This window comes from Sphingomonas sp. BK036, assembly GCF_004216825.1.
Classification (GTDB): Bacteria; Pseudomonadota; Alphaproteobacteria; order Sphingomonadales; family Sphingomonadaceae; genus Sphingomonas.
Genome location: NZ_SGXR01000005.1, coordinates 154,249 through 165,836 on the forward strand (window position 1 = coordinate 154,249; position 11,588 = coordinate 165,836).

Annotated in this window: 5 protein-coding genes; 1 reads left to right on the plus strand and 4 read right to left on the minus strand. The window is 66.6% G+C overall.

Annotated features, from left to right (window positions below):
- Nucleotide 1 precedes the first annotated feature (1 nt).
- Together EV283_RS11005 and EV283_RS11010 are read right to left on the minus strand one after the other, a co-directional pair.
- The gene (locus tag EV283_RS11005; protein WP_130325332.1) at nucleotides 2-3,592 is read right to left on the minus strand and encodes a M1 family aminopeptidase; all 3,591 of its coding nucleotides are present in this window, start codon (nucleotides 3,590-3,592) and stop codon (nucleotides 2-4) included.
- Entirely contained in the window at nucleotides 3,592-4,500 is a 909-nt protein-coding gene (locus EV283_RS11010; protein ID WP_130325334.1) for an ABC transporter ATP-binding protein, read from the minus strand. Before EV283_RS11010 ends, EV283_RS11005 begins: the two co-directional genes overlap by 1 nt.
- Before the next feature lie 279 nt (nucleotides 4,501-4,779).
- Here EV283_RS11010 and EV283_RS11015 point away from each other — a divergent pair, with 279 nt between their 5' ends.
- Nucleotides 4,780-7,029 carry an ATP-binding protein gene (locus EV283_RS11015; protein WP_130325336.1) on the plus strand — a complete coding sequence of 750 codons (2,250 nt, stop codon included), beginning with the start codon at nucleotides 4,780-4,782 and terminating at the stop codon, nucleotides 7,027-7,029.
- Here EV283_RS11015 and EV283_RS11020 read toward each other — a convergent pair.
- On the minus strand, nucleotides 6,954-8,348 hold the full coding sequence (locus EV283_RS11020; RefSeq protein ID WP_130325338.1) for an AarF/ABC1/UbiB kinase family protein: 1,395 nt from the start codon (nucleotides 8,346-8,348) through the stop codon (nucleotides 6,954-6,956). The genes EV283_RS11015 and EV283_RS11020 overlap by 76 nt on opposite strands.
- 82 nt (nucleotides 8,349-8,430) lie before the next feature.
- Nucleotides 8,431-11,550, minus strand: coding sequence for a PAS domain-containing protein (locus EV283_RS11025; RefSeq protein ID WP_130325340.1), 3,120 nt, complete (start codon nucleotides 11,548-11,550; stop codon nucleotides 8,431-8,433).
- Nucleotides 11,551-11,588 lie beyond the last annotated feature (38 nt).

Genomic DNA, 11,588 nt, shown 5'->3' on the forward strand with positions numbered 1-11,588 from the left:
GTCATTGCCCGCTGACCGCCACGACATTGTCGTCGCCGTTCCTGTCGACATACAGGTTATACGGATCGATGCCGGCAAAGGCCGGCTTACGGCGCGAGACGATCCGGATCGTCTGTTCGCCCGACCGGATCGCCCGCCGATCCTTCGAAATGACGTCCTTCGCGGCAAAGCTGCCGAGCCCCGGCCGCTGGTCGAACAGGCCGACGTCGATCGTGTCAGAGAGGAGCGCCGGCGTCTCGGCACCCGCGCCGTTCGCATAGGCCTTCGCGGCCTGGATCGTCAGCACGGTCTCGTAGCTGCCATCCGGGCGCTTGTGCGTGACGGCGGCGGTGGTCTTGAGATCGTAGACGGTGATCCGGTCGAGCAGGTCGACGACTAGCTGCCGTTCCGCCGGCGTGCGCGCCAGCGACAGGAAGCCGTCGACCAGATCGAGCGAGCGCGGATAGGGTTTGCCCTTGAAACGATAGCGCGCGAGCAGCCTGCGCAGCATCGCGTTGACGCGCGCCTCGCCCAGCCGATCCTGGAGCAGGTACATCACCAGCGAACCCTTGCGATAATGGATATAGCCCTGGCTCTCGACGCGATCGAGCGGGACTTCCTCGATCACCTCGCTGCCGCGGCCACGCAGATAGCTGTCGAGCTCGTACTTCAGGAAGCGGCGGATCTTGTCGTCGCCATATTGGTGCTTCATCACCATCAGGGCCGAATATTGCGCCATCGTCTCGACCAGCATCGATCCGCCCTGCATGTCGGCGGAGACGAGTTGATGCCCCCAATATTGATGGCCCAGCTCATGCGCTGTGACGTAGCTGAGATAGTCGATCTTGGCGGTGTCGCGGTTGTCGGCGATGAACCCGATCCGTTCGGAGTAGGGGATCGTGCCCGCGAACGCCTGCGCGTAGCTCGCATAGCCGGGATATTCGAGGATCCGGGCATAATCGAACTGATAGGGCCCAAAATTGGCGCGGTAATAGCGGAGCGACCGCTGCATCGCGTCGAGCATCCGATCGACGTTGAACGCGTGCTGCGGGTCATAGAAGACGCGTAGCGCCGTGCCGTCGACGCGCCGGCCTTTCTGCGCATAGGCAGCGGACTGCACCGAGAAGAAGGCGAGGATCGGTGCGGTCGAGACGTACCGGGCGGTACGGCGACCACCCGCAACGCTGTCCGACACTAGCCGGCCGGGCGCGACCGGGACCTGGCCCGCAACCGTCGAGACGGTGATGTCCGAGCGAACCCATGATGCATTAGCGAGCAAGTTGCGGTCCTGCGCGGTGCGGTCTTCGAGCTTGGCGGTGCGGAGCTCGGGCACCAGGCCGTATTTGCGCCGTTTAGAACGATCCTCCAGCAGGCCATCCTTGCTCATCCCGATCTGCGGCGAGAATTCGCGATTCTCCAGAAAGGTGCCGTTGCTGACGACGCGCGTGTCGTCGCCATTGGCGACGAGGCCGCGCTGCCAGCGGGTGGCGTGGAACGTCAGCGTGCCGCGTCCACCGGGAGCAAGCGGGGTCGCGAACCGGTAGATGCGGTATTGCAGGTCGACGTCCTCCATCACCGGCTTCGCGCCGGGAATAACGACCGTACCCAGCCGCGTCTTGTCGTCGAGCAGGCGCACGTGGAGATCGCGCACCGACGCGCCGGTATCGTTGACGAACGCATAAACACCGTCCGCCTCCAGCCGACGCTGATCGGGGTAGAGCGCGACGGTCAGCCGGATGTCGGTGACCGAAGGCTGCTTCACGCCGACATAGCGCAGATACTTCTTCTCATAAACGGCCAGGCGCGCCTCGCCGTCCTGTTTGGTGCGATAGACGTTGAGGACGTCCATCTGGTAATAGAGGAAACCACCGGTCGCGACGGCCACCAGCAGCGCTGCCGCGAACACCACGCCGGGCGCCCCGAGTAGGCGGCGCGGCACCTGCGCAACGCGTACGCGCAGCCGCGTCTCGGTTCCGCGTCGCCAGAGCAGATGCGCCAGCACGCACAGCCCCAGCGCGATCGCCCCCCAATAGAGCCGCAGCCACCATCCCCGCGCGCCACCGATCTGCGCGCCGTTCATGTCCGACAGCGTCACCGTCCCGGCGCTGCCATATTGATACAGCGGATGTTCGAAGCCGATACTGGTCAGCGTGATCGTGCTGACGAGGTAGACGACCATGATCGCCCACCCGACATATTTGTTCGGGCTCAGCGCCTGGACGAAGACCGCCAGCACCGCGAGGATCACCGCATCGACGGTCATCGGCAGCACCCACCACAGCGCATACTGGCCGAGCGCGAGATCGGTCTGGCCGCGCGCGAGCTGCACCGCGCAGGCCGTTGCCACCGCCACCACCGAGGTCGCGAACAGCACCCCGGTGATCGCGAGGACCTTCGGCGCGAGATACGCCCAGTTGGGCAGCGGCGTTGCGTCGACGATTTCGTGCATCCCGCGTTCGCGGTCGCGCCAGACGAGTTCGCCCGCATAATAGATCGCGATGATCACCGGAATGATCCCGAACGCGCCCTCCAGCGTGCCGATCAGCGCGAAGGTCAGCGGGCGGATCGCGGTGCCGTACATCTCGTTGGTGGCGAGCAGCCCGGCAAGCGTGTTGAAGACGCCGATCAGCATCAGCACGAGGAACGCCGGGCTGCGAAATACCAGCGTCATCTCGAACCGGCAGCGTTCGCGAAGGCGGGTCCAGGCGGCGGCGGCGGGGCGGGCGGCGGGCAGGCGGTCGACCAGCACTGGCGCGGTGGCCGCGAGCTTCTCGGTAGTCCGGCGTTGCTTGCGCAGCGCGCGTTTCGAGACTCGGCGCTCCGCGAACGAGAAGCGCGCATAGGCGATGCCGATCGCGACGAAGCCGATCGCGATCGCGAACAGCCGGTTCCAGACGAGGACGCCTGCGAAGCGCGGCAGTCCGGCATTGGCCTCGCTCGCGGTGAAGTAGCGGGTCGTGGTGCCGAACGCGCCGAGCCCGAACGGCTCGAAATAGCTGCCGACCGTCCGCCATTCGGGCTTCGCCCGCAGCGCCACGTTCATCGCGAGATAAAGCGCGAGGAAGACGATGACGCCGAGATAGCTGTACATCATCGACCGCGTCATCGTCGCCACCGCGAAGAAGATCGCCGAGGTCATGAACACGCTCGGCATCGCCAGCAGGAAATAGGCATAGGCATAGTCGCCAAGCCGGTTCGGCCCGAGCTTCTCGGCATCGACCCACGGCATCAGCGATCCCAGCCATATCGCCAGCGGAATGGCGGCGAAGGCGAGCGCGGCCGCCCCGAACGCGCCCAGGAACCGCGCGGTTAGATAGTCGAACTTGCTGACCCGGGTGGAGCGCACCATCGGCCCGAACCCGCTCTCGTCGTCGCGGACGATCACGTTGGCGACGAACGCGGTCGTCACGAACATGAAGAAGAGCGACATGATCAGATGGACCTGCGCGATCGCGACCGGCGCGTTCTTGTGGATGTTCGCGCCGCTGCCGATCTGGATCTGCTCGATCGTCATCGATCCGAAGCTGAGCAGGAAGAACAGGATCGCGACGGTCCAGAAGACCGGGTTGCGCAACTGATAGCGCAGCTCGAAGCGAGCGATCTGACCGAACATCAGGCGGCTGCGAACTGGCTGGCGGTCGCTACCGATACGCGTCGCGACCGCGACAACGTTGAGAAATACACGTCCTCCAGCCCGCCATGCGCGGCGGTGAAGCCGTCGCCGGGGTCCTCGGGCGACAGGATGTGGATGATCGTCCGGCCAGCGAACAGCCGCGTCGAGATCACCTCATGATGGAGCTTCGCCGCGTCGAGTTCGTCGCGGCCGATCGTCTTAGCCCACACATGGCCGCGGGTCCTCTGGATCAGGTCGAGCGGCGCGCCCTCGAGCTGGATCCGCCCCGCCGCCAGCACCGCCATCCGCGGGCACAGGTCAGCGACGTCCTCGACAATATGCGTCGACAGGATCACCACGACGTTCTCGCCGATCTCGGCGAGCAGGTTGAGGAAGCGGTTGCGCTCCTCGGGATCCAGCCCGGCCGTCGGTTCGTCGACGATGATCAGCCCGGGATTGCCGATCAGCGCCTGCGCGATCCCGAAACGCTGGCGCATGCCGCCCGAAAAGCCTGCAATCGCCTTTTTGCGGACGGTCCACAGGTTGGTCTGGTTGAGCAAGGTCTCGACCGTCTCCTTGCGTTCGCGCGCGGAGGCGATGCCCTTCAGCACGGCCATGTGATCGAGCATGTCGTAGGCGGAGACGCGTGGATACACGCCGAAATCCTGCGGCAGATAGCCGAGCGTCTCGCGCAACGCCTCCGGGTTGGCGATCACGTCGATGTCGCCGAACCGGATCGTGCCCGAGGTCGGGGTCTGCAGTGTCGCCACCGTCCGCATCAGCGTCGACTTGCCCGCGCCGTTGGGCCCGAGCAGCCCGAACATGCCGGTGGGGATGCTGAGCGTCACGTCGTCCAGCGCGCGCGTGCCATTGGCATAGACGTGCGTGACATTCACCAGATCGAGCATGCAAGAACCCCCGTTCGTTTCGAAGCTGCAACGTACCGAGTGTATTGTCGATGTAAAGCACGCAGTTCAGTGCCCGCCGGATCGCAATCTGCCGCCCGCGAGGAACAGAATGGCCGAACCGTCAGCGTGTCGGGGCCGACTACGTATCTTGTTGAAATGCCACGGGCTTGTAATGTGCCGATCGTATCGCGTTGGTGCGGCGTTCGTTCGCGACTATGATGCAGCCAGTTGCGCGCCTCGGCCTTGGGCGAGGTCGGGTCTTCTGTTTATCGCGACGATATGGGAAAAGGTAGGACGGTGGCGGGGGCGTTTGCATTCTTGGGGAGCGGCGTCAGTCTTGCGGCACTGATCGGCGCAACCGACTGGTCCTCGACCCTACTTGGTCCGGTCGAGGCGTGGCCGCACCCGCTCAAGACCGCGACCGCGATCATCCTGCGCGCGCCGGTGCCGATGGCGCTGCTCTGGGGCACCGATGGCGTGATGCTCTACAACGACGCGTTCGCGGCGGTGATCGGCGCGCGGCATCCCGGCTCGCTCGGCGGTAAGGTCGCGGATGTGTGGCCCGAGGCCCGCGCGTTCAACGAGCATGTGTTGCGTGTCTGTCTCGCAGGCGAGACGCTGTCGTTTGCGCGGCAGGACATGACGGAGTATTTCCCGAAACGGGACGAGCCGGTCTTTCTCGACCTGAACTATTCGCCCGTGCTCGACGAGCGCGGCGTCGCGGGCGGTGTGCTGGCGGTCATCGTCGAGACGACCGACGCGGTCCTCGCCGAGCGCGGCCTGAGAGGCGAAACGCACACGCTCGAGACGCTCAACCTCACCGGCGCGGCACTGGCCGCCGAGCTCGAGCTCGAACCGCTGATCCAGAGGGTGACCGATGCGGGCGTGAAGCTGACCGGCGCGCAGTTCGGTGCATATTTCCACAATTTGATGGATGAGACGGGTGAGAAGCTCCATCTGTTCACGCTGACGGGTGCGGAGCGCGCGGCGTTCGAGAAGCTCGGCCGGCCGCGTGCGACCGCGGTGTTCGGCCCGACCTTCCGTAACGAGGGGGTAATCCGCTCCGACGACATCCTCGCCGACCCGCGCTATGGGCGCAGCGCGCCGCATTACGGCATGCCGAAGGGCCATCTCCCGGTGCGCAGCTATCTGTCGGTACCAGTGACGTCGCGGTCGGGCACGGTGCTGGGCGGGTTGCTGTTCGGCCATTCGGACATCGCGCGGTTCACCGAACGGCATGAGCGGTTGCTCGTTGGCGTCGCGGCGCAGGCGGCGATCGCGATCGATAATGCTAGACTGTTCAAGGCAGCCCAGGACATCAACGACACGCTCGAACAACGCGTCGCCGAGCGCACGCTCGAGCTGACCGAGGCGCATGATGCGCTGCGCCAGGCGCAGAAGATGGAGACGCTGGGCCAGCTCACCGGCGGCATCGCGCATGACTTCAACAACCTGCTGACGGTGATCCGCGGCTCGACCGATTTGCTCAAGCGACCGGGGCTGAGCGAGGATCGGCGAACGCGCTACATCACCGCGATCGCGGATACTGCCGACCGCGCCACCAAGCTGACGAACCAGTTGCTGGCGTTTGCCCGGCGGTCGTCGCTGACGCCGACCGTGCTCGATGCGCGGACGATCGTGCGCGGGATGACCGACATGATCGTGACGCTGTCGGGGGCGTTCATCGACGTATCGATGCGGCTGCCCGACGAGGCGTGCCTCGTGAATGCCGATGCCAGCCAGCTCGAGACCGCGATCGTCAACCTGGCGGTCAACGCGCGCGATGCGATGCGCCAGCGGGGGAGCCTGACGATCGACGTCGACACCGCGCAGCGGATCCCGGCGGTACGCGGTCACGCGGCGCGGACCGGCGATTTCGTTAGGATCGCGATCCGCGATACCGGAACCGGGATCGATCCTGCGCATATCGAGCATATCTTCGAACCGTTCTTCACGTCGAAGGCGGTCGGCCACGGTACCGGGCTGGGGCTGTCGCAGGTGTTCGGCTTCGTCAAGCAATCGGGTGGCGAGGTGATCGTCGACAGCGTCCCCGGCGAGGGCGCGGTGTTCGCACTGTATCTGCCGCGCGAACGCGATGCCGGTGCAACGACGCTCGATCCGGTGCTGGCCGCCTGTCCCGACCAGGGGCCGCTGCATATCCTGGTGGTAGAGGACAATCCCGATGTCGGCGCGTTCGCGATCTCCGCGCTCGCTGATCTGGGGCACGCGATCGTGTTCGCGCGCGATGCCGAGGAGGCGCTCGACCTACTCGAGGGCCATGCGGTGGGCTTCGACGTGGTCTTTTCGGACGTGATGATGCCGGGCATGACCGGGATCGAACTCGGGCGCGAAATCCGCCGGCGCTATCCCGGGACCGCGATCCTGCTGACCAGCGGCTATAGCGAGGTCATCTCGCGCGAAGGAGCGCACGGGTTCGACCTGTTGCGGAAACCCTATTCGATGGGCGAACTCGCCGCCGCGCTCCGCACCGCGACCGCGACTTCCGCCTCGGCCGGCTCTGCGCAATAGGCGGCGACCATCGACCGGATGTCGACGCGCGCTTTCAGGCGCGCGGCCAGCAGCGCGGTGCCGCTGATCTTGCGCTGGACGAACAGCGTGTCGATCGGCGGGAGGTGCCACGTCTCGCGGTCGCGCGCGATCTCAGTGCCCTGTTCGCGCAACACGCCGACGAACGCGCGGTCGCCGAAATCGAACGGCCCGGGCTTGGCGAGTTCCCCCAGGATCACATCGATCATCCGGTCGACCAGCGCCCGATGCCGCTCGACCGCCGCCTCGCCGAGGAAGCCGGCGGCGACCGCAGCCTCGCGCACCGCATCGCGGTCCCCCGCCAGCGCTGCGGCAAGCAGGCGGCGATAGCCTTCGCCGGTTTCGGCGGGGAGGGGGCGGGCCGCGCCGAAATCGAGCAGGACGAGGCGTTGGGTGTCGGGCTGCCAGCGGTAATTGGCGAAGTTCGGGTCGGTTTGCATTAGTCGCCATTCAAACAACTCGCGCAAAACCAGCGACACGAGATCGTGCATGACGCGGTCGCGCGCCTCTTGCGGCGCGGTTTCGAGCGATTCGACGGGAACGCCGGTAACGAAGCTCATCGCGAGCACGCGCGGCGTCGTCAGCTTCGACACCAGCGAAGGCACGACGAACGCGCTCTCGCCGTCCAGCAATGCGCCATAGCGCTCGAGCATCGTCGCTTCGCGCAGATAGTCCGCCTCCTCGTGCAACTGGCGCTTCGCCTCGCCCAGCAACGGCGCGATATCGAGCGACTTGGGCATCAACCCGGACACGCGCAGCAACGTCGCGACATTGTCGACATCGGCGTCGATGCTGTCCTTCACGCCGGGATACTGGACCTTGATCGCAAGTTCGGCACCGCCTGGAAGGCGGGCGCGGTGGACCTGACCGATCGAGGCGGCGGCGACCGGATGCGCCTGGAAATGCGCGAACCGGCGGCGCCAGTCCTTGCCCCATTCGGCGGCAAGCACGCGATCGAGTTGCTGCGGCGGCATGTGGTGCGCATTGTTGCGCAGCTTGGCGAGGATCGTAGCGAGTTCGGGCGGGAGCATGTCGCCCGCATCCATCGAGATCATCTGGCCGAGCTTCATCGCTGCGCCGCGCAGGTGCGAGAGCTGGTCGGCGACACGCGTGGCGTTGGCGGGGGTCAGCAGCAGGTCGCCCATGCTCGGCCGTTCGCCGCTGGCCAGCCGCCGCGCGCCCTCGGCGACGACGCCGCCGGCAACCCCGCCGGCAAGCCGCCCGAACACGCCCAGTCGCGCGAGGCGCCCACTGGGGATGGCACGCCCTGCACTGGCCTTGGCACCACGGTCTTCGGTCACGTCGCATCCTTCATCGGCCGCGAAGCGCAACCCTGATGCGGGATATGGGGCGCTGTCTCAGGCGATCAATCTGCGCCGGTCGTCAATCTACTTTGGTGACCCGGTCTGCGGTGTCCGCGACGAGCGGATCCGCGAGCGTGGTCTCGCCCAGCGACGCCAGCACCGCTGCCGCCAGCGCATCGAGGCCATAAGGCTTTTCGAGCATGATCGCATCGGTCTCGTCCGCGACCGAGGCCGTATCGCCCGTGGCGAAGACGATGCCGACCCCAGGGCGCAGCGCGCGCGCCGTCCGTGCAAAGTCCGGACCGGACACGCCCGGCAGGTTCACATCGGTCACCAAAGCGTCGATCGGGACCGTCTGGAGCGCGGTCATCGCGTCCTCGGCGCTTGCCGCGTCGACCACGACGAACCCGCTGCCCTGGAGCATCTCGGCGGTGTTGGCGCGGATCATCGCGTCGTCCTCGACCAGCAACACCGTGCGGCGGGCAGGGGTGTCGAGCCGGCGGTCGGCGTCGATCCGGGCGTCGCGTGCCGCCTTGGCGGCGGGATTGCCCGAACGCTGGCGGTTGGCAAGCACCTGGCGGAACTTCCGCGCCAGTGCCTCGCGCGTGTACGGCTTCGACAAGAGGTCGAGCCCGGCGTCGAGCTTGCCGCCATGCACGATCGAGTTCTCGGTATAGCCGGAGGTGAACAGCACCGCGAGGTCGGGCAGGCGTTCCTTGGCCTTGCGCGCGAGTTCGGGGCTTTTCAGCGTGCCGGGCATCACGACGTCGGTGAACAGCAGGTCGATCGGCATGCCGCTTTCGATGACGTTGAGCGCGCTCGCGGCGTCGACTGCCTTGAGCACGCTGTAGCCGAGATCGGTGAGCAGTTCGACGACGGTGCTGCGCACCTCGTCATCGTCCTCGACCACCAGCACGGTCTCGGTACCGCCCGAGATCGGGCTGGCATCCGCGACGACCTCGACATCCTCGGTCTCCATCGCGCGCGGCAGATACAGCTTGATCGTGGTGCCTTCGCCGACTTCGGAATAAATTTTCACATGGCCGCCGGACTGTTTGACGAAGCCATAGACCATCGACAGGCCCAGTCCCGAGCCCTTGCCCTCGCTCTTGGTCGAGAAGAACGGTTCGAAGACCTTCTCGATGATCTCGGGACTCATGCCGGTGCCCGTGTCGGACACCGCCAGCATGACATATTGGCCGGGCTCGACCTCGTCATGCGTGCGTGCATAGGTGTCGTCGAGATGCGCGTTGCCGAGCTCGATCGTCAGCTTGCCCTGGCCGTCCATCGCGTCGCGCGCGTTGATCGCCAGGTTGAGCAGCGCGTTCTCGATCTGCGCGGGGTCGATAAAGGTGTTCCACAGGCCGCCGCCGACCATCGTCTCGATCTCGACGCCTTCGCCGATCGCGCGACGCAGCATGTCGTCCATCCCGCGGACGAACCGGGTGACGTTGACGACCTTCGGCTCGAGCGCCTGGCGACGCCCGAAGGCGAGCAGCTGGGCGGCGAGCTTCGATCCGCGGGTGACGCCTGCCATCGCGTTGGCGACCCAGCGTTCGGCGCGCTCGTTACCCGCGAGGTTCTTGCCGAGCAGCTGCAGGTTGCCCGACACGACCTGGAGCAGGTTGTTGAAATCATGCGCGACGCCGCCGGTCAGCTTGCCGACCGTCTCCATCTTCTGTGCCTGGGCGAGCTTGGCCTCGGCCTGGCGACGCTCGTCGATCTCACGGATGACTCGCGCCTCGAGCGTCTCGTTGAGCTGGCGCAGCTGGTCCTCGGCGCGTTCGCGGTGGCGGACTTGGCGCGCGAGCGCCTCGGCCTGGTCGCGCAGCGCGGCTTCGGCGGCGCGCTGGTGCGTGATGTCGGTGTGGACGCCGACCCACTCGATCACCTCGCCCGCAGCGTCGAGCATCGGCAGCCCGCGCACTGCGAACGTGCGCCACGTGCCGCAATGGCGGCGGACTCGGTGTTCGAACACGAACATCGACTTGGCAAGCACCGCGCTGGTCCACGCCTTGATCGTCGCCGCGACGTCGTCGGGGTGGATCGCGTCGGCCCAGCCGAAATTCTGATACGCGTCGATCGACTGCCCGGTGAGCGCCGCCCAGCCGGGCTGCTCGCCGATCATCCGGCCGTCGGGACTGTTGGTCCAGAGTACGCCGTGGACCGCGTCCATCGCGGTGCGGAACCGGCCGTTGCTGATCCCAAGCTCGGCCTCGCGCTGGGCCCGGTCCTCGACGTCGATGCCGAGCACGTAGAGGCCCGGGATTGATCCATCGGCGGCGACATGCGGCACATAGCGGAACTCGGCGCGGCGCGGGCGACCGTCGCGGTGCGGGAACACGGTCTGCGCGACGAAGCTCTCGCCCGCCAAAGCCCGATCGAACGATGCGCGGCGATCCTCGTAGACGGCCTCGCCAAGCACATCGCGGACGGGCTTGCCGATCATCGCGTCGGCGGCGACGCCCAGCCAGTTCTCATATTGCGCATTGGCGAGCCGGTAGACATGGTCGGAATCGATGTACGAGATCAGCATCGGCACCGCGTCGGTGACCCGGCGCAGTTCGGCCGAGGTGGCGGCAAGGCGGCGCTCGACTTCGACCCGGCCGCTATTATCGACCATCGTGCACAGCACGCCGCCGACGCTCCCGCCCGCGCAGTAGATGGGGGTGTAAAACAGGTCGAGCGTCAGCGTCTCGGGGCCGTCGGGCCGCTGGAACAGGATCGGCTGGTCGCGATAGGCCACGGTCTCGCCGCGCCGGCTCGCGTCGAGGACGGTGCGGTTCCAGTCCCACACGTCGGGGAACGCGGTCGCGACTGGGCTGCCCAGCGCGGCGGGGTGACGGTCGCCGGCCACCGCGCGATAGCTGTCATTGTACAGCATGACGTGATCGGGGCCCCACATCACGACCTTGGCCACCGGCGAATTGATGATGTTGGCGAGCGTCACGCGGAGCTCGGCGGGCCATGTCTCGATCGCGCCGAGCGAGGTCGCGCTCCAGTCGCGCTGGCGGATCAGCATGCCGCATTCGCCGCCACCGATCAGCGCCTCGACGGGCGTGCGCGGCACACGCATCTGTTCGAGCGCGGTGCGGATGATCGCGGTCGCATCGCCATGGCCTTGCGCGGCGAGATCGTCGATCTGGCGGCCGAGATCGGCTGGCAGGGAAATGGTGCGCGACGAGCCTGGGGTTGTCATGTTCGACTAGTGGGTTTGCCGCGCACGCGTGTCAATGA